Here is a 19,127-nt window from a genome sequence, read left to right on the forward strand (position 1 = left end):
TTCTAGTCCTCGTCGAGAACGGCGGAGAGGCGCACGCGGCGTTTCGGCGCGGCCTCCTGCGGAACGGTACCCACGATGCCGGCGGAATCGTCGGCGACGGCAAAGGTGATCAGCGGAGTGTCGACGAGTACGACGTCGCCCGGCTCACCGTGCAGCGTGAGCACAATGCCGGCGATCGGCGAGGGCAATTCCACCGACGACTTCGTCGTTTCGACCTCGACGAACGGTTGGTTGCGTTCGACCTGGTCACCGACCTTGACCAGCCATTCGAGCACGGTCGCTTCGAGCAGGCCCTCACCGAGATCGGGCAGGGGGAATGAGATTTCAGCCACGGCGGTACTCCAATACTCGCTGAACTCCGAAAAGAATTCGATCAATGTTCGGGATGTACTCGTCCTCGAGATCGCCGGACGGGTACGGTACATCGAAACCGGTCACCCGTTCAACCGGCGCCCGCAGGGTATCGAAGCAGCTCTGCGACACGAGCGCGGCGACCTCGGCACCGAGGCCAATGGTGCGCGGGCCTTCGTGCACGACGATAGCGCGACGGGTACGTGAAACGGATGCCGCCAGCTGCGCTTCGTCAATCGGCTTCAGCCAGCGCAAATCGAGCACCTCGAGTTCGATGCCATCTTCCGCGGCCAGCTCCGCGACCTGCAAGCAGCGGGACACCATGCCGCCCCAGGCGATGAGGGTGGCGTGCGTACCCGGGCGGGCGATCACCGCCCCCTCGAGGGAGGCGCTGTTCTCAGTCAGGTCGACCCCGGCCTTGTTCCAGTAGCGAGCCTTGGGCTCCATGAAGATGACCGGGTCGGGCATCGAGGCGGCGTGCTTGAGCAGGTGATAGGCCTGCTGCGGGTTGGCGGGCGAGACGACCTTGAGCCCTGGCACGTGGGCGAACAGCGATTCGAGGCTTTCACCGTGATGTTCGGGAGCACGAATACCGCCGAAGCTCGGCACGCGCAGCGTCACCGGCATGGGCAGGGTACCGCGGCTGCGATAGTTCATGCGGGCCAGCTGGGTGATGATCTGGTTCACGGCCGGGTAGGCGAACCCATCGAACTGCACCTCGGGAATCGGGTGAAAGCCCGCCATGGCCAGACCAATCGCGGTGCCGAGAATGCCCGATTCTGCGAGGGGGGTATCAAACACCCGGTTCGCGCCGAAGCGCTGCTGCAGCCCGTCGGTGACCCGAAAGACTCCGCCGAGCACGCCAACGTCTTCGCCGAAGATGAGGGCGCGGTCGTCGGCTTCGAGAATCTCACCGAGTGCCCGGTTGATGGCCTGCTGCATGGATAGCTGCAGGAGCGGGGTCTCCTGTATGCGTTCAAGGACGTCAGACATGCTCGGATTCCTCTCTCCACTGGCGCGCCTGGGCGCCGAGTGTCGGGGTTGATTCTTGAAAAACGAAGTCGAACATTTCGCTGCCTGGGCGACTGGTGAGGGCCACGACACCGTCGCGAATCTCGTCGGCCCGCGTCTGGGCTTGCGCGTCGGCCTCGGCGAAGAACGCGGCGTCGGCAACTTTTTCGGCCAGTAGAATCGTGCGAAAGCGGCTCAGTGGGTCTTCGCCGCCGCCGATTTTCTCGTCCTCGAGGGTGCGGTAGCGACCGGGATCGTCGCTCGTGGAGTGCGGACCGCGCCGGTAGGTCATCGCTTCGACCACGACCGGGCCGAGACCAGCGCGTGCGTGGGCGACAGCGCGCTGGGTCGCGTCGAGCACAGCGAGTACGTCGTTGCCGTCAACCTGCACGGCCGGCATGCTGTAGCCGGCAGCGCGTGCAGCCACCGAGCCACCAGCCACCTGCTGTTCGGTCGGCACCGAGATGGCCCAGCCGTTGTTCTGTACAAAGAACACGACCGGCGCCTTGAGAATGGCGGCGAAGTTCATGGCCTCGTGCACGTCACCCTGCGAGCTCGCGCCGTCGCCGAGAAAGGCCAGGCCCACGCCGAGACCGGTTTTCGAAGCGGATGCCGTGCCGCCAGTCGCCGCAGCCGTCCCGTTCAGCGTCTGGCCGTTCAGCGTCTGGCCGTGCGCCCAGCCGACCGCGTGCAGCACGGATCCGCCGACGACCGCTTGAAACGGGGCGAAGTGGGTGGCCACCGGGTCATAGAGCCCGCCATGCCAGATGGCTTTGTGGGTGGACATGTACCCGACCATGTTCACGCCCAGGGTGTACGCGACCCCCATCTCGCGGTAGGTCGGAAAGACGAAGTCCCGGGTCTTATCGACGCCGAAGCCGGCACCGACCTGGGCTGCCTCCTGGCCGAGCATCGGTGCGTAGCCGGGAATGAGACCCTGGCGCTGCCAGGCCACGGCAGAGGTGTCGAGCCGGCGCACGTTCGCCAGGATCCGATACAGATCGCGCAGCTGATCCGGGGTGAGGTCACCGGCATCCGTTTCTCGAAGCGGAAGGGTGTCGAGGGCGCGAGTCGCCATGCTGGCTCCTTCTGATCGTTGACTGGGTGGGCTACAATAAAGCTAGTGACTTTGCCGAGCGTCTGCCACAGTGACCATTTAGAGTGCACAATCTGTGAATAATTGTGTGTATTTTCTACGTAACACTATACAGTTGGTATATTCACCCGGTGCGGCACCGATGCCCGACCGGATCACCGAAAGGTCCCGCTCATGGATGTCGACTCGCTGGATGCCCGACTCGTCACACTGTTCTGCGAGCGGCCGAAGCTCTCGGTGCTCGAGGCCTCGCGGCGGCTCAAGGTGGCCAGGGCTACGGTGCAGGCCCGACTCGACCGGCTGATGAGCCGCCGGGTGATCAAGTCCTGGGCACCGACCCTGAACCCGAGCGAGTTCGGCTACCCAGTCACCGCCTACTGCTCACTCACCGTGCGCCAAGACTCGGGCCATGCGGTTGTCGTTGCCGCTCTCGCCAGAATTCCCGAGATTCTGGAGTTGCACACGGTCTCCGGTGACAGCGACATGCTCGCCCGGGTGGTCGCCCGGTCGAACGCCGACGTGCAGCGAGTGCTCGACCTCATCGTCGCCACCCAAACGGTGGTGCGCTCCTCGAGCGTGATCGTGCTGCAGACCCACATCGAGGCGCAAGCCCTCGCCCTGCTGCAGGCCACCGCCGCCGGAGCCTACACAACCGCCGTGTCGACCGGCGCTGCGGGCTAATTGGCCGCCCCGACTGTCGCGGCACTCGTTAGAGTTCGGGGCGTCCCTGGTTTTAGGAGTGCCGCCAACTCCACTGAGTGCCGCGAGGGCGAAGTGACGTGAGCCTGGCCGCTCAGGCTTGCGTGAGACAATAAAGGTTGGTCCCTTGTTCTTACGGAGCTCTCCCACCTATGGCCCATTCCCTCAGCACTCACGAGATTGCCCGCATCGTCGGCAGCCAATCGTTCTCGCGTGGTGAACGGTACGCCCGCAACGGACACGTCACCGAACAGTCCTGGGCTTCGTCGGGAACACACCTCACCGGACGCGTGAGCGGCACCAGCCCCCAGCCGTACACCGTTCTAATCTCATTCACCCTCAATGCGGCCGGCCAGGCCGTTCGGGCCAGTGGAACCTGCACCTGCCCGATGGGCAGCAATTGCAAGCACGTCGCCGCCCTACTGCTGGCGAGCCGCAGCACCCCCGCCGAGCTGAACGCCGAGCGCGCGGCGTCCAACGTGCGTGCCATCGGTGACCGCCGCACCCCCGTCTTCGAGTCGACCTTCGTGCCGGCCGCGCATCAGCCGCTCACCCCCGCGCCCGTCGTGCCCATTCGCCCACCTGTTCCGGCCTGGCGCGCAGCCCTGGCGCCGCTCGCGAAGCCGACCAGCGCCGAGACAGCCACGAGCACGGCCCTCGCGCTGCAATTCGACCTGCTCGACCCCGCGTACAGCCCAAACCGCCGCCAGGGACCGCGCCGCCTTGGCGCACGCCCCATGGTCATGGGCAAGAAGGGCAAGTGGATTCGCGGCTCCCTCACCTGGGACAACCTGTCCTGGACCCCGGGCACCTACAACCGCGGCCACCGCAAAATTCTGAACGCCCTCTACGCCCTCTCAGCCACCGGGCAGCGTTATTACAGCTACACCGACCACTGGCTCTACCTCGACAACTTCGAGAACAAGGCCCTCTGGGATCTGCTGCATGAAGCCCAGCTGAGCGGTCTGCCGCTGGTCTGCGCCACGGATGCCCAGAATCTCGTTCTCCTCTCCCCCACGCCCGCCACGCTCGAGGTCGATATTCGGCGGGACGATGACGGCCTGCAGCTGACCCCGCTGCTCGTGCTGAACGAGAAGCTGCACCGCGGCGTCGAATTTGGATTTCTGGGCGATCCGGCACACGGCGCCTACACCTGGACCGCCCCCGCCGACCCGCTCGCGACCGGCAATCAGCTCGTCCTCGCCCCGCTCAAGGCCCCGGTGAACTCTGAGATCCGCGCCCTGGCCGTGACCGGCGGCTTCGACATTCCGGCCGACGACGAGGCAGCATTTCTCGCCGACTTCTACCCTTTTCTTCAGCAAAAACTCACGCTGACCAGCCACGACGCTTCGTTCGATCTGCCCAAGACGGCCCGGCCGCAGTTGGCTCTCACCATCACCCACCAAACGGATGCCCGCATCACCCTGGCCTGGGAGTGGCAGTATGTCGCGCCCACCGATCAGGCCGCAGCCGCCTCGGTCATCGGCGCGGCATCCGCTGCCGAAGGTGATCAGGACGCCGGTAAAATAGAGCCAGCACCCGTGCTCTACCGCCACCCGCTGCGCCCGACCCCCGGCGACACCCACTTTCGCGACGCGACTTGCGAGAGCAACACGCTGCGAAACGTCGAACGCGCAATCAGCTCGTTCGAGCAGCTCTGGCAGCCAGCCACGCCGATCAGCACGGCCCGCCTGCTCGAGCATTCCGGGCTGCAGGGCGCCGTCATGATCACCTTCCTCGGTGAAGGCGTACCCCGGCTCACGGAGGAAGGTGTCATCGTGCAGGTGTCGGCCGACGCGCCCAGCTATCGCGAGGCCGACGAAGCGCCAGTAATCAGCCTCGCCACCACCGAAAGCACCGATACCCGCGACTGGTTCGACCTCGCCGTCACCGTATCGATCGAGGGCGAAGACATTCCCTTCGACGACCTGTTTCGGGCGCTGGCTACCGATCAGGACCTGATGATCCTCGACAGCGGAACCTATTTCAGCCTCGACCGGCCGGAACTGCAGCAGCTGCGACGCCTGATCGAAGAAGCTCGCGGTCTACAGGAGAACAACGCCGGCACCCTCGGCCTCAGCCGCTTTCAGGCTGACCTGTGGGACGAGCTGCAGCTGCTCGGCGTGGTCGCCGAACAGGCCGCTACCTGGCGAAGCGCCGTCGAGGGCCTGTCGGAGGCTGCACCGATCGCCGAACGCCCGCTCCCGCCAGCCGTGCACGCCACCCTGCGCGCCTATCAGCAGACCGGTTTCGACTGGCTCAGCTTTCTCTACGACCACCAGCTCGGCGGCGTACTCGCCGACGACATGGGGCTCGGCAAGACTCTGCAGGCGATCGCCCTCATCGCCCACGCCCGCGACAGTGAACGCGCGCAGCCCGGTACTGTGCGCAAACCGTTCCTCGTCGTCGCGCCCACGAGCGTCGTCTCCAACTGGGCCACCGAGTGCGCCCGGTTCGCTCCCGACCTGGCGACGGTCGCCATCACTCAGACCGCCGGAAAGCGAGGCTCCAGCCTGCAGGACGTGCTGGGCGAAGCGGATGTCGTGGTCACCTCCTACACGCTCTTTCGACTCGACTTCGAAGAGTACAACGCCCAGGACTGGGCCGGGCTGCTGCTCGACGAAGCACAGTTTGTGAAGAACCACCAGAGCAAGGCACACGTCTGCGCGCGCCGGCTGCGCACTCCGTTCAAGCTCGCCATCACCGGCACGCCGATGGAGAACAACCTAATGGAGCTGTGGTCGCTCCTTTCCATTACCGCGCCGGGCCTGTTCCCGAGCCCCAGCCGCTTCGCCGACTACTACCGCAAGCCCATTGAAACGGATGCCGACGGCGAGCGTCTCGCGCAGCTGCGCCGCCGCATCCGTCCGTTTATGCTGCGACGCACCAAAGCCCAGGTTGCCAGCGACCTGCCAGAGAAGCAGGAGCAGGTGCTCGAACTCGACCTGCACCCACGGCACCGCAAGGTCTACGACATGCACCTGGCCCGGGAACGCCAGAAGGTGCTCGGCCTGATCGAGGACATGAATGCGAACCGGTTCGAGATCTTTCGCTCGCTCACCATGTTGCGCCAGCTCAGCCTCGACGCGAGCCTGTACGACAAGAAATACGACAGCGTTCCCTCGACCAAGCTCGATGCCCTGCTCGAGTTGCTCGAAGACACCGTCGCCGAGGGCCATCGCACCCTCATTTTCAGCCAGTTCACCCAGTACCTCGGCAAGGCACGCGATCGACTTGACGCGGCCGGCATCAGCTATTCCTACCTCGACGGCAAGACCCGCAACCGGGCGAAGGCCATCAGCGACTTCAAGGAGGGCTCGAGCTCGGTCTTTCTGATCAGTCTCAAGGCCGGCGGATTCGGCCTCAACCTAACCGAAGCCGACTACGTCATTTTGCTCGACCCCTGGTGGAACCCGGCAACCGAGGCGCAGGCCGTCGACCGCGTACACCGCATCGGCCAGACCAAGAACGTCATGGTCTACCGATTGGTGTCGAAGGACACCATCGAGGAGAAGGTCATGGCCCTCAAAGCCACCAAGGCCCGCCTGTTCGAGAGTGTCATGACCGATGGTGCCCCGGCCGGCACCGCCCTGACCGCCGCCGACATTCGCGAGCTCCTCGCCTAACCGCACGACTTTTCAAGCCCGGGTCCGAAAACGGGGCCCATGATCTGTCGTGGACCTGGTTTCGGGCCCGGCCCAGGGAATAACCACCCGTAACCAGAAGTTCACTCGCCACCCCTAGACTGCCCACGACTACCCCACCCTGCGCTGTAGAAATGGTTTCATGTCCACAATCTTCGATCGCGTCGACGCCCGGCTGGCCAGGGTGATCACTCCGAACCGCCGTCTCACCCTGCAACGACCACGCACCCTGGCCTTGGGGTTTCTGGGCCTGCACGCGGTCTTTCTCGTCGCCCTGCTCCCCACCATCCTCACCGGCCGGGTACTCGGCGATCTCCCGCTCTACCGAAGATGGGCCGAACTCGGCCTGGACAACGGTTTCTGGCAGGGCCTCGATGTGGCGTGGGTGTACCCGATCGGCGCCATGCTGCCGATCGCAGTCGCCAACCTCGCCGGGCCGCTGCTCTACCAACTGCTCTGGTTTCTGATGACGACAGCGCTCAATGCCGTTGCCGTCGGAGCCCTGACCGACTGGGGACGCCGCCGCAGCGGCTTCAAACCGGCCTGGTACTGGTTGCTCTGCTCGTTTCTGCTGAGCCCGGTCGGGCTGCTGCGCCTGGAAGGAATTACCGCCCCGCTCGTCATCGTCGGACTCGTGCTGCTGGCGCGTCGACCGATCATCGCCGCACTCCTGCTGGCCCTCGCCACCTGGATCAAGGTCTGGCCCGCCGCAGTTTTCCTCGCCGTCGTCACGGTATCGTCGCGAAAACTCACGGTGGTGTTGACCGGAGCGGCGTTGTCGGCGGTGGTGGCGGCATCTGTTTGGCTGCTCGATGCTGGGCAGTTTCTCACCGGATTCGTCACCGAACAGACTGACCGTGCGCTGCAGCTCGAGGCTCCGGTCACGACCCCGTGGGTGTGGCTCGCCACGCTCGGCCAGCACGACACGGTCATCTACGAAAATTTTTCCATCGCGACACGCGAGGTGAGCGGCCCCGGAACCGATCTGGTCGCCTCCCTGATGACACCGGTCATGTTCGGCGCCATCGCAGCCATCTCCGTGCTGATGGTTATTGCTCAACGCCGACAAGCGGATGCCGTCGAACTGCTGTTGCTCGGTTCCCTGTCCCTGGTCAGCGCATTCATCGTCTTCAACAAGGTCGGGTCGCCACAATACATGCTCTGGCTGGTGCCGATCGTCGCGGTCGGCGTTGGCCGCAGCTGGGCAATCTGGCGGGCGCCCGCCGTGCTGATGCTGGCCATTGCGGGCCTGACGACGTTGATCTTTCCGATCTTCTACCTGCCTTTGATCGACGGTAACCTGTTCTCGCTGCTGCTGCTCACCGCCCGCAACGGGCTGCTCGTGGTGCTGTTGGGCTGGTCGGTCTTGGTTTTGGCGCGATTGGCCCTGGCCGCAGCGGGACGCAAGGCCGCAGCTGGCGCGCGGCGCGCACTCCCAGTCGGCCAAGGCAGAATAGACGGGTGACCACGACGACGACCTTCGCCCTCATCCGCCACGGCCAGACCGATTGGAACGCCGCTGCGCGCATCCAGGGCGCCACCGATATCCCCCTCAACGACGTGGGGCGCAGTCAGGCCACGGATGCCGTCGCTGCATTGAAACGCTACGACTGGGATTTCATCGTCTCGTCACCGCTCTCCCGCGCAGCAGAAACCGCTGACCTGATCGGTCAGCAACTCGGCCTCGACGTCGTCCGTCGCCTCCCTGCACTGATCGAGCGCAACTATGGGCCGGCCGAGGGTTTGAGCGCCGGCGCCGAACTCGATGCCCTGCGTTTTCTCGGCGGATTCCACGGTGCCGAGACCGAGCAGGCCGTCGCTGCACGAGGCATCGACGCCCTGCGCGACCTCGCTCGCGAGCACCCCGGAGCGCGCATTATCGTGGTCGCGCACGGCACACTCATTCGCTTAAGCCTCGAAAACGCGCTCGACCAGCCCGTCGGCAGTATCAGCAATGCGTCGCTCAACCTCGTGCAGCACCACCACTCGCACTCAAACGGAGCGACGGCCTGGCAGCTCGACATTCTGAACGGCGAGCCGCTCGTGCACGCCTGATCCTCTGGGTCAGCAGTCGCCGTGATCAGCACGGGACGGTAGCCACCCGCCCCGAAAAGGCTAGCGACCAGTTGACACCGTCACCGTGAACTTGGTGTTGCGGCCGACCTGGCGGGTCGAGCCGACGATGCGGGTGAGTATCGGGCGGTAGCCGAGGTGGGTATTCCAGACCGTCCACAGTTCACCGCCGGGCGCGAGCACCCGTGCCGCGTCGATGAACAGCTTCTCGGCCAGGCCCGCGTGCACGGACGCTCCAATGTGAAAGGGCGGGTTGAGCAGGATTAGGTCGGCGGAGTCATCCGCTTGTCCAGACAGGCCGTCGGCCCGCACGACGGTGACCCGCTCGGCGAGCGTGTTGGCGTCGACGGTGGCGCGAGCGGATGCGACAGCAACGGCCGACTGGTCCGTCGCGAGTACTCGCAGCCGGGGTCGCTGCGCCGCGAGAGCCGCAGCGAGCACGCCGGTGCCGCAGCCGAGATCGATCGCACGCTCGGCGTCGGGCTTCATGCGGTCGAGTACCTCGAGCAGTGCCCGGGTGCCGATGTCGATGCTGGTTCCGGCGAACACTCCGCCGTGGCCGCGCACCACGAGGTCGAAGTCCTCGTACTTTTCGCTGTGCGGCCAGTCGGTCGTCGAGGTGGCAAGTGGCGAAGAGGCGATGAGCACGCGGGACTTCTGGCGTGCCGGGCGCACGTTGAGGGCACCGAAGTGGCGGCGCAGCACCTCGTTCATGCTCACGGTCATGTGCTTGATGCGGCCGCCGGCGAAGACGATGACGTCGGGAGCGGCGTATTTGGCGATGGCGCCGGCGATCTCATCGAGGGCGTCGAGGCTTTTGGGCAGCTGCAGCAGCACGACGTGGGCGTCGCTCAGCAGCTCTTCGCCAAGTGGAAGGGAGCGGTAGGCATCCGTCAGATTGACGCCGGAGGCGTTGCTGTCAAGCGCGTACTCGCCCGAGAGTGCATCTTGATAAACGCGAATGCCGCGGGCGTCGTGCAGCGCGGCTGCGCCGAGGGTGAGGGCGCCGTAGCGGTCCTCGAGCACGACGACTCCGCCGCTGCGGTAGGCGGCGATTGCACCGGCGGCCTCATCGAGAATGAGCCGATCGCTCGCGTCGACGGCGAACAAGTTCTCAGCCTCGATGTCGGGGCGACGACGCAGCCGATCGAAGTCGAATTCAAACTCGAATTCGTTCATGCTGTCTTTCGCATTCATTCTGATGTTCCGCGGCGCGGACTGGTCGTGCGTGCCCGATTCGGACATGGTTCCCCCTGAAAGTGGTGCTGGTGCAACCAGTTCGTGCTGTGAAAGCGAAACGTGGAGCTAGCTATGGTCTGGGCTGCCGCCAGATGACAATCTGGTTGCTGCGTCTGGTGCGAGTGCCCGCCTTCATCGAAATAACGTCGCCGGCCGAGCCAGCCGCAAAAACGCGGCGGCCCGGACGGTTCAGCAATTCGTCGGCGAGCGTCGATTCCAACTCGCGCAGGCGATTTTCAAGCCCGCGCACGTGATCCTCGAGTTCGAGGATACGACGAATGCCTTCCAGACTCACGCCTTCTGAGCCTAAGAACGCAATTTCACGGAGCTTTGCCACGTCGAGCATGGAGTAGCGACGGCTCTTTCCCCGGGTGCGTTCCGGGCTGACCAGGCCCAGGCGATCGTATTGGCGCAGGGTTTGCGGGTGCATTCCCGCAAGCTCTGCTGCCATGGAAATCACGAAAACCCGGGTGGTCTCTTCCATGGCTAGCCCTTCGCCCGCTTGAGTAGTTCATCGCGCGGGTTTTCCTTGGGCAGCGCCTCGGCGAAGGCTTCGAGTTTTTCTTCCGCGTCCTTCGAGAGGTGTGACGGCACGGCAACCTGCACGATGGCGAGCAGGTCGCCAGTGCCCTTCGCCGTGGTGACACCGCGACCCTTGACGCGAAGCACGCGTCCTCCGGGAGTGCCAGGGGTCACGCGCAGTTTGACCGGGGGACCACCGAGGGTGGGCACCTCGATCGTCGCGCCGAGGCTCGCCTCCACAAAGGTGACCGGAACCGTCACCCGCAGGTTGAGACCGTCACGTTCGAACACCGGGTGCTTGCGCACGGTGATCGTCAGTACGATATCGCCGGTTTCTCCGCCGTCGGGGCTGGGCTGGCCCTTGCCGCGCAGGCGGATCTTCTGCCCGTCCGCAACGCCGGCTGGGACCTTGACCTTGATCGGCCGGCCATCTTGGGTTTGCAGACTGATCTGGTCGCCTTGGGTGGCCGTGATGAAGTCGATGGTCGTCGACGCGATCACGTCGCGGCCGCGGGTAGGCGCGCCCGACCCGCGATAGCCGCCGGTGGGATTGCCAAAGCCGCCACCACCGCCGCTACCTCTGCCGAACATACCCCCGAGGATATCGTCGAAGCCGCCCTGTTCGAAGGTGTAACTTTGCTGGCGGCTTCCGCCGCCGAACATGCCTCCGAAGGCATCCTCGAAGCCGCCGCTCTGAGTTCGGCCGCCGGGCGCGGCGAAGCGCGCCCCACTGCCCATGGCCCGCACGGCGTCGTATTCCTTGCGCTGCGCGGCATCGCTCAGTACCGAGTGCGCCTCGCTGAGTTCCTTGAACTTCGCCTCAGCGGTGGGGTTCCCCGGGTTGGAGTCTGGGTGGTACTTTCGCGCGAGTTTGCGGTACGCCTTCTTCAACTCGGCCGGCGTGACATCTTTCGATACCCCGAGAACCTTGTAGAAGTCTTTGTCGAACCAGTCCTGGCTAGCCATCGCTCGGTACCTGAACGACGACCTTGGCCGCGCGCAGTAGCGTGGAGCCGAGGTAGTACCCCGTCTCCGCAACGTCGCCGACGGTTTCGGTGTCGACGGCCGCACTCGGCTGCTGGAAGATCGCCTCGTGCATGGTCGGGTCAAAGGGGTCGCCGACTGTACCAAAGGAGGTCAGGCCGAGGCGTTCAACGCTCGCGCGCAGTTTGGCCGCGATCGTGGCGAAGGCGGAGTCGGGCACGAGATCGCCGTGCTTCTCAGCACGGTAGATGTCGTCCAGTACCGGAATGAGTACCTTGACGATATCCCCGGTCACGCGCTCTTTCTCGATCGCACGGTTGGCTTCGGTGCGCCGACGGTAGTTGGCGTACTCGGCCGTCACGCGCTTGAGGTCGGCGAGGTGTTCGCTCGTCGGCTCAGCCTCTTCACGTTCCGCCGCGTCCAAAATGTCCTGAACGGTCAGTTCGTCTTCTTCGATCCCATCGGCCGTACCGTCAGCTTCAGAAGCGGATGCTGCATCAGCAGCGGCCGCGCCCGCTGCGGCAGTGCCGTCATCGGGCACCCCCGCAGCGGACGCGTCGTTGTCTGGATGTTTTTTGTCAGCCATGGTTGCGGCCTACTTCTTCTTCTCGTCTTCGTCGTCGTCGACAACCTCGGCGTCGACAACGTCTTCGTCCTTGTTCTCTTCAGCGGGGACCTCGTCGGTGCTGGTCTCGTCAGCACCGGCTGCGGCATCCGCTTGGCTGGACTTGTAGATTGCTTCGCCGAGCTTGCCCTGGCTTTCGTTGAGCTTGTCGAACGCGGTCTTCACCGCGTCGTCATCGTCGCCGGCCAGAGCGGACTTGAGGGCGTCGACATCAGCCTGCACCTCATTCTTGACGTCTTCGGGCAGTTTGTCGACGTTGTCCTTGATCAGCTTCTCGATCGAGTAGGCGAGCTGCTCGGCCGTGTTGCGGGTCTCGGCAACCTCGCGCAGACGCTTGTCTTCTGCAGCGTGCTCTTCACCCTCGCGCACCATGCGCTCGATGTCTTCCTTCGCGAGCGAGGAACCGCCCGTGATGGTCATCGACTGCTCGGTTCCGGTGCCCTTGTCCTTAGCGGACACGTGCACGATGCCGTTGGCGTCGATGTCGAAGGTGACCTCAACCTGCGGGATACCGCGCGGCGCCGGCGCGATGCCGGTGAGCTCGAAGGTTCCGAGATTCTTGTTGTCGCGGGTGAACTCGCGCTCGCCCTGGAAGACCTGGATAGCAACGGACGGCTGGTTGTCGTCGGCCGTGGTGAAGGTTTCGCTGCGCTTGGTCGGGATGGCCGTGTTGCGTTCGATCAGACGCGTCATGATGCCGCCCTTGGTCTCGATGCCGAGGCTCAACGGGGTGACGTCGATGAGCAGAACGTCCTTGCGCTCACCCTTCAGAACGCCGGCCTGCAGCGCGGCGCCGACGGCGACGACCTCGTCCGGGTTGACACCCTTGTTCGGGTCCTTGCCGCCGGTCTCGCTCTTGACGAGCTCGTAAACGGCGGGCATACGGGTCGAACCACCGACGAGAACGACGTGGGCGATGTCGCCGACCTTGACGCCGGCCTCACGAATGACGTCCTGGAAGGGCTTCTTGGTGCGGTCGAGCAGGTCTTCGGTCATCTTCTCGAACTGGGCGCGGGTGAGCGTCTCGTCGAGGTTGGCCGGGCCATTTTCAGTCAGCGAGAGGTAGGGCAGCTGGATGCTCGTTGACATGCTCGAGGAGAGTTCCTTCTTGGCCTGCTCAGCGGCTTCCTTGAGGCGCTGCTTGGCGATCTTATCCTTAGACACGTCAACGCCAGTGGTCTCCTTGAAGCGCTTGATCAGGTGATCAACGATGCGCTGGTCCCAGTCGTCGCCGCCAAGGCGGTTGTCGCCGGAGGTCGAACGTACCTGAATGGTGGAGAAGTCGTCGTCTTTGCCTACCTCGAGCAGCGACACGTCGAAGGTTCCGCCTCCGAGGTCGAAGACCAGGATGAGCTCGTCTTCCTTGCCCTTGTCGAGTCCGTAGGCCAGCGCGGCAGCGGTCGGCTCGTTGATGATGCGTAGCACGTTGAGTCCGGCGATCTCGCCGGCCTCCTTCGTGGCCTGACGCTCGGCGTCGTTGAAGTACGCGGGCACGGTCACGACGGCGTCGGTGACCTTCTCGCCCAGGTACTGTTCAGCGTCACGCTTGAGCTTGGCGAGAATACGAGCCGAGATCTCCTGCGGGGTGTACTTCTTGTCGTCAATGGCGACGTTCCAGCCGGTGCCCATGTGGCGCTTGACGCTGGAGATGGTGCGGTCGACGTTGGTGACGTTCTGGCGCTTGGCGGTTTCTCCGACGAGAACCTCGCCGTCTTTGGTGAACGCGACCACCGAGGGGGTGGTGCGCAAGCCTTCAGCGTTGGCGATGACGGTGGGTTCTCCACCTTCGAGCACGGCCACCACAGAGTTGGTGGTTCCGAGGTCAATACCTACTGCACGAGCCATGTGGGTTGTTCTCCTTCAATCATGTGTGAAACGAACTACAAAGTGATCTCAAGACTTGAGCCTCGATGACTCAAGTATTCCAGAGCTGTTTCGTCCCTGTCAATTTCTGTGGCTGAAAGTTGAGTGTGAGTGACTCAAGTTTCATTCAAACGGATGCCGTGGCTCGCCAAATCCCGATGTTTACCGGCACGCAGTAGATTGTGCACATGACCCAGACTGTCGCCGTAGACGCGGAAACCACTCCGACGCGTGGTCGGGTGGTCGCCTGGGCGTTCTGGGACTGGGGCTCGGCCGCGTTCAACGCGGTCGTCACCACCTTCGTCTTCACGGTGTACATCACCGGCTCGTCTTTCGGCGATGACGACGTGATCAGCGCCTAACTTGGCTGGGCCCTGGCCATCGCCGGCCTCGTCATTGCCGCACTGGCCCCGATCACCGGGCAACGCTCCGACACCTCCGGCCGTCGCAAATTCTGGCTCGGCGTGAACACCTTCATCGTCGTCGCGCTGACCGCGACCATGTTCTTCGTGCAGGCAAGCCCGAGCTACCTGCTGCTCGGACTGTTCCTGGTCGCGGCCGGCAACGTCTTCTTCGAATTCGCATCCGTCAACTACAACGCTATGCTCGCGCAGGTGTCGACGCCGCGCACCATCGGCAAGGTCAGCGGATTCGGCTGGGGCATGGGCTATCTCGGCGGTATCGTGCTGCTGCTCATCGTGTACTTCGGCTTTATCCAGCCCGATGTCGGCCTGTTCGGGGTGACCGGCGACAACGGCCTCGCCGTGCGCGTCTCCATGCTGCTCGCAGCCGCCTGGTTTGGCCTGTTCGCGCTGCCCGTACTCCTGCGGGTGCCGGAGTATCGGGCGCCCAAGGCCGCCCGCCGCGAAAAGGTCAGCTTTTTTCAAAGTTACGTGGTGCTCGCCCACGATATTGCCCGCCTCTGGAAGACCAGCCGCCAGACGGTCTACTTTCTCATCGCGAGCGCGGTGTTCCGCGACGGTCTGGCCGGCGTCTTCACCTTCGGAGGCGTGCTCGCGGCATCCGTTTTCGGATTCTCACCCGGCGAGGTCATCATCTTTGCCATCGCCGCCAATATCGTCGCCGGCGTAGCCACGATGAGCGTCGGGGCCCTTGACGACCGGCTCGGCGCGAAGCCCGTCATCGTGACCGCCCTGATCGGGCTTCTGATCAGCGGCCTCGTAGTGTTTTTCCTGCACGATGGCGGGCAGATCGTGTTCTGGACGGCGGGACTGGCTTTGTGCCTGTTCGTCGGACCGGCTCAATCGGCCAGCCGTACCTTTTTGGCCCGTCTCATTCCCGTCGGCCGTGAGGGCGAGGTTTTCGGACTCTACGCCACAACCGGTCGGGCCGTCAGCTTTCTTGCCCCGACCGCCTTCGCACTGTCGGTCACGATCTTCGGCGAGACCTACTGGGGCATTCTCGGCATCATGCTCGTACTGCTTCTCGGCCTGCTCCTGCTCATTCCAGTCTCAGCTCGGCAACAGCAGATCCGCTAGTCGGGTTGCGGCACCGCAATCTTTGTTCCTGGCGCGCCTCGTAGTGCCCAGTAGCGGTGAGTGCCACTTCAAGTTCGCGCGCCCGGCCGCAGGTGGCACACCGAACGCCAGTGCGCGTCTTGCTGAGCGTCACCCTGTTTTTTCCTGAGCATCCGCTGGAATGAGGCCGTCCCCTCGCTTGGGGTGCGCGAGCCGGTCAGACTGGCACGCATGACACTTACCCAGCTCCAGAAGGCCGAACTCCTGCTCTCGCTGCACGTACCGGGCGAGCCTCTCATCGTGACCAACGTGTGGGATGCCATCACCGCCAAGATCGTGGCCGACGCCCCCGGCATCAAAGCCCTCGCCACCGCGAGCCACTCCATCTCGAACGTGCGAGGTTTACAAGACGGTGAGGGCCTCTCGCTCGACGAGGCTATCCGTGCCGCCACGATCATCGCCGGTGCCGTCGACCTACCGGTCTCAGCCGACTTCGAAAAGGGTTATGCCCCGGATGCCGTGGGCGTGACCCGCAACGTGCGTCGCCTCATCGAGGAATCCGGCATCGTCGGCATCAACATTGAGGATTCCGTCGGCAGTGAGAAGGCCCCGCAGTTCGACATCGAAACCGCCGCCGCACGCGTAGCAGCGGCCCGTGCCGGAGCCGACCAGAGCGGCATTCCACTGGTGATCAACGCCCGCGTCGACACCCTGGCCGGCGGCGGTGACTGGGACGAAGCCGTCGCCCGCGCGAACGCCTACCTCGGCGCCGGCGCTGACGTCATCTTCTTCCTCGGCCTCACCGACGAAGACAAGGTGTCGCGCGCGATCGAGCAGGTCAACGGCAAGATCTCGGTGATCGGTGCGCCCGGACTCGTTCCGCTGGGGCGCCTCGCCGAACTCGGCATCAGCCGAGTCAGCTTCGGTCCTGGCACGCTCGCCCTCACCCTCACGGCTCTGCAGACCGCGGCCACGAACCTCACCGCCCTCGGTGAGTACCCCGACGACCTCGGCTTCAAATTCGCCCTGTAGGCCGCCCACTCGCCGAGGCTACTGGCATCCGTTTTTTCAGCGGATGCGGGTGGCCTCGTTGTGTTCGATGAGTTGCCAGGTCGTTCCCTCGTCGGCGGAGACCCAGCCCTCCCACTTGTAGCTGTCGGGAGTGATAGCAGTGAAGTTCCAGCGGATCGGGCGGCCGTCGGTGCGGGTGCCCTCCTGCCGCACACCGTGGCGGTATGGGGTTGCTATGAGCTGGCAGTATTCGCCCAGTGCCGGGGCGAAGTAGCTGACGCGCCAGGCTCCGGCCAAGGGGTCGTAGACGCGCACTGTGGTCGCGACGGTTTCGAATCCAGACGGGTGCGTCGTGCTCGCGACGACCTCCACATCTTGCACGGCCCGACCGTCGAGGATGAATTCGACCATCCAAACAAAGTCACGTTCGAGCCACTCACCGGTGGTCTCGTCAAGTCGGGTGCCCTTGGCGGCCCAGGACCCGACCATCTGGCCGAAACGGTGCATGCGCCCGGGGTACTCCGGCGTCGGACCGTGCGCGATGAGCGCCTCGTCGAATCGGGTGGGCATGGAAGTCATACCTAGATTTTACCCGACGCGAGGTTACGTTCGGATTACCCGGGCATCCGCCTTCTTTCGAAGGGGGTTCAGCGCTTGATGGCGGTGCGGTGAAAGTTTTGGAACGAGCGCGAAGCCGTCGGGCCGCGCTGTCCCTGGTAGCGGGAGCCGTATTCGCTCGAGCCGTACGGCTTTTCGGCCGGAGAGCTGAGCTGAAAGAAGCACAGCTGGCCAATCTTCATTCCGGGCCAAAGCTTGATCGGCAGTGTCGCGACGTTGCTGAGCTCGAGCGTGACGTGGCCCGAAAAGCCCGGGTCGATGAACCCGGCTGTGGAGTGGGTCAGTAGACCGAGACGCCCGAGCGAGCTCTTGCCCTCGAGCCGGGCGGCAATGTCGTCGGGCAGGGTCACCTGCTCATAGGTGGCGCCGAGCACGAACTCGCCCGGGTGCAGAATGAACGGCTCGTTGGGCTTGGTCTCGATCAGGCGGGTCAGTTCCGGCTGATCCTCGGCCGGATCGATGTAGGCGTACTTGTGGTTGTCAAACAGCCGAAACAGGCGGTCCAGGCGCACATCTATGCTCGATGGCTGGATCATGGCCGGGTCGAGCGGCTCCAAACCGATTCGTCCAGCGTCGAGTTCAGCTTTGATATCGCGATCTGAGAGCAGCACGGTGCCAGCCTAGCCGCGCCGGGTTGATATGCTGGCACCGTTCCGATTGTTGTTCGCTCACGGTCGGGCGCGCGGATGTAGTTCAATGGTAGAACTTCAGCTTCCCAAGCTGATAGCGCGGGTTCGATTCCCGTCATCCGCTCCACTGCATAAGTCCCGTGAGGGCGTCGACGCCCAACCGGGAAGCATTCGCTCAGCGGGCACAACGGAGGGCACCGTGGAGGGCACCGACCTTTAGCAGTGCCCGACAGCTTCGCTACGCTCTCGTATGGTGCGATTTCAGCACATCGCGCGGATCGGCAGCCAGGCTGGTGCGCCTTCTACAACAGGTACCGATCTCGGGTCAGTCGTTCCGGTCCAGTTCCACGGATAGCTCGTGGAGCTGGCGGGCTAAGTCCGCGGCGTGAGCTGCCAGCTGGGGGCGGGTCACACGGCCGTCGGCGTGCGCTAGGTCAGGTGCGATAGCCGGCGCATCGGCGTCGACCACGTCGAGGTCGAAAACCACGCGGTCGGCACGGTGCCAGGTGGAGAACATCTCGATGGGCACGCCATGTTCGTCAAGACTCGTACCTTCGAGCAGTAGCAGCGGCTCCCCCACACTGATCTGCAACAGCTTCGCCAGGCCCTCCGTGGCAGCTACAGCGCGCACCTGCCGGCGGCCCGAGACGAACGACACGCCCAGGCGAGAACGCAGAACGGTGTGCAGCGAGGCATCCGTCAGCTCGACGGCCGTGAGGCCGGCACCAATCGACAGGGGCAGCCAGGTGTGAATGACCGCGAGGGGGCCGGTGCCGGCAGATCTCAGTCGACGGATACCGACGACCTCAGCCCCACCCAGCGCCGCTGATGCAGCAGCATTCTGCTCGGGCGCCAGTGCGAGCACGGCGGTGAAGACATCAGCGCCCTCGGCCGAGATCTGGGTGGACAGGCCCGACATGCGCTGCACGAGTCGATGGTGCTCACCGCGCGGCGACACCACGCTGCCGCGCCCGCGCCCGCGCTGAACGAGGCCTTCAGCACTGAGCGTGGCGAGTGCCTGACGCACGACCGAGCGGGAAACGGAGAACCGTTCCTGCAACTCCGCCTCGGTGGGCAACTGCGACCCGGGCGGCAGTTGCCCATTGACGATATGGGAGCGGATGATTGCCCCAACCTGGCTGTGCAGTGGGCTGCCGTTGGCGGCATTGACCGCCCCGGCGGGCACTTCATCTAGCCACATCACTCCATCGTAGGGCGCAGAGTGCCATCGCCCCGGCCGCGCTGCCTGCGCGGACCGGGCATGCGCTCGGCTGGCCATGACGG

General features: G+C 64.6%; 16 protein-coding genes, 1 tRNA gene and 1 pseudogene. 7 read left to right on the forward strand and 11 right to left on the reverse strand.

The annotated features are described in order from the left end of the window. Nucleotides 1–2 precede the first annotated feature (2 nt). Genes CXY71_RS12715 through CXY71_RS12725 form a run of 3 tightly spaced genes read right to left on the reverse strand, consistent with a single transcriptional unit; the run spans nucleotide 3 to nucleotide 2,440 of the window. Entirely contained in the window at nucleotides 3–332 is a 330-nt protein-coding gene (locus CXY71_RS12715; protein WP_104135972.1) for a biotin/lipoyl-containing protein, read from the reverse strand. Next, nucleotides 325–1,344, reverse strand: a complete 1,020-nt coding sequence (locus CXY71_RS12720) for an alpha-ketoacid dehydrogenase subunit beta (RefSeq protein ID WP_104135973.1) — start codon at nucleotides 1,342–1,344, stop codon at nucleotides 325–327. Before CXY71_RS12720 ends, CXY71_RS12715 begins: the two co-directional genes overlap by 8 nt. Then, nucleotides 1,337–2,440, reverse strand: a complete 1,104-nt coding sequence (locus tag CXY71_RS12725; RefSeq protein ID WP_104135974.1) for a thiamine pyrophosphate-dependent enzyme — start codon at nucleotides 2,438–2,440, stop codon at nucleotides 1,337–1,339. The genes CXY71_RS12720 and CXY71_RS12725 overlap by 8 nt, the downstream gene beginning before the upstream one ends. Nucleotides 2,441–2,632: 192 nt before the next feature. On the opposite strand from CXY71_RS12725, the gene CXY71_RS12730 reads away from it, so the two are divergent. The 4 genes from CXY71_RS12730 (at nucleotide 2,633) to CXY71_RS12745 (ending at nucleotide 8,856) form a co-directional block, all read left to right on the forward strand. Continuing rightward, complete coding sequence (locus CXY71_RS12730) at nucleotides 2,633–3,139, forward strand: Lrp/AsnC family transcriptional regulator (protein WP_104135975.1); 507 nt, start codon at nucleotides 2,633–2,635, stop codon at nucleotides 3,137–3,139. A gap of 170 nt (nucleotides 3,140–3,309) precedes the next feature. Next, complete coding sequence (locus CXY71_RS12735) at nucleotides 3,310–6,783, forward strand: DEAD/DEAH box helicase (protein ID WP_104135976.1); 3,474 nt, start codon at nucleotides 3,310–3,312, stop codon at nucleotides 6,781–6,783. Nucleotides 6,784–6,943: 160 nt separating this feature from the next. Beyond that, entirely contained in the window at nucleotides 6,944–8,266 is a 1,323-nt protein-coding gene (locus CXY71_RS12740) for a glycosyltransferase 87 family protein (RefSeq protein ID WP_104135977.1), read from the forward strand. Then, nucleotides 8,263–8,856: a histidine phosphatase family protein gene (locus CXY71_RS12745; protein ID WP_104135978.1), complete on the forward strand. Its 594-nt coding sequence runs from the start codon at nucleotides 8,263–8,265 to the stop codon at nucleotides 8,854–8,856. The genes CXY71_RS12740 and CXY71_RS12745 overlap by 4 nt, the downstream gene beginning before the upstream one ends. A 60-nt stretch (nucleotides 8,857–8,916) precedes the next feature. On the opposite strand, the gene CXY71_RS12750 is transcribed toward CXY71_RS12745, so the two are convergent. From CXY71_RS12750 to dnaK, 5 genes are all read right to left on the reverse strand, one after another. After that, complete coding sequence (locus CXY71_RS12750; protein ID WP_233204621.1) at nucleotides 8,917–10,053, reverse strand: class I SAM-dependent methyltransferase; 1,137 nt, start codon at nucleotides 10,051–10,053, stop codon at nucleotides 8,917–8,919. Nucleotides 10,054–10,183: 130 nt separating this feature from the next. Next, on the reverse strand, nucleotides 10,184–10,597 hold the full coding sequence (locus tag CXY71_RS12755; protein WP_104135980.1) for a heat shock protein transcriptional repressor HspR: 414 nt from the start codon (nucleotides 10,595–10,597) through the stop codon (nucleotides 10,184–10,186). A 2-nt stretch (nucleotides 10,598–10,599) separates the two neighbouring features. Further along, nucleotides 10,600–11,601, reverse strand: coding sequence for a DnaJ C-terminal domain-containing protein (locus CXY71_RS12760; protein ID WP_104135981.1), 1,002 nt, complete (start codon nucleotides 11,599–11,601; stop codon nucleotides 10,600–10,602). Beyond that, nucleotides 11,594–12,205, reverse strand: a complete 612-nt coding sequence (locus tag CXY71_RS12765) for a nucleotide exchange factor GrpE (RefSeq protein ID WP_104135982.1) — start codon at nucleotides 12,203–12,205, stop codon at nucleotides 11,594–11,596. The genes CXY71_RS12760 and CXY71_RS12765 overlap by 8 nt, the downstream gene beginning before the upstream one ends. 9 nt (nucleotides 12,206–12,214) lie before the next feature. Continuing rightward, a complete protein-coding gene (gene dnaK, locus CXY71_RS12770; RefSeq protein ID WP_104135983.1) occupies nucleotides 12,215–14,089 on the reverse strand; it encodes a molecular chaperone DnaK in 1,875 nt (624 codons plus the stop codon). Between the two features lie 206 nt (nucleotides 14,090–14,295). Here dnaK and CXY71_RS12775 point away from each other — a divergent pair. Then, nucleotides 14,296–15,606 (forward strand): annotated as a pseudogene (locus CXY71_RS12775) (MFS transporter). 210 nt (nucleotides 15,607–15,816) lie between these two features. Then, nucleotides 15,817–16,617: an isocitrate lyase/phosphoenolpyruvate mutase family protein gene (locus tag CXY71_RS12780; RefSeq protein ID WP_104136031.1), complete on the forward strand. Its 801-nt coding sequence runs from the start codon at nucleotides 15,817–15,819 to the stop codon at nucleotides 16,615–16,617. 36 nt (nucleotides 16,618–16,653) lie between these two features. Here the strand turns inward: CXY71_RS12780 and CXY71_RS12785 are convergent, their stop codons facing one another. Both CXY71_RS12785 and dcd read right to left on the reverse strand, forming a co-directional pair. Then, nucleotides 16,654–17,175: a hypothetical protein gene (locus CXY71_RS12785; RefSeq protein ID WP_104135984.1), complete on the reverse strand. Its 522-nt coding sequence runs from the start codon at nucleotides 17,173–17,175 to the stop codon at nucleotides 16,654–16,656. A 68-nt stretch (nucleotides 17,176–17,243) separates the two neighbouring features. Next, nucleotides 17,244–17,825, reverse strand: coding sequence for a dCTP deaminase (gene dcd, locus CXY71_RS12790; RefSeq protein WP_104135985.1), 582 nt, complete (start codon nucleotides 17,823–17,825; stop codon nucleotides 17,244–17,246). A gap of 71 nt (nucleotides 17,826–17,896) precedes the next feature. Between dcd and CXY71_RS12795 the strand changes: the two genes are divergently transcribed. Further along, a tRNA-Gly gene (locus CXY71_RS12795) sits at nucleotides 17,897–17,970 on the forward strand. A gap of 198 nt (nucleotides 17,971–18,168) precedes the next feature. Here CXY71_RS12795 and CXY71_RS12800 read toward each other — a convergent pair. Continuing rightward, nucleotides 18,169–19,044: a GntR family transcriptional regulator gene (locus CXY71_RS12800; RefSeq protein ID WP_158253086.1), complete on the reverse strand. Its 876-nt coding sequence runs from the start codon at nucleotides 19,042–19,044 to the stop codon at nucleotides 18,169–18,171. Nucleotides 19,045–19,127 lie beyond the last annotated feature (83 nt).

This window comes from Cryobacterium sp. Y62 (assembly GCF_002929785.1).
GTDB lineage: Bacteria > Actinomycetota > Actinomycetes > Actinomycetales > Microbacteriaceae > Cryobacterium.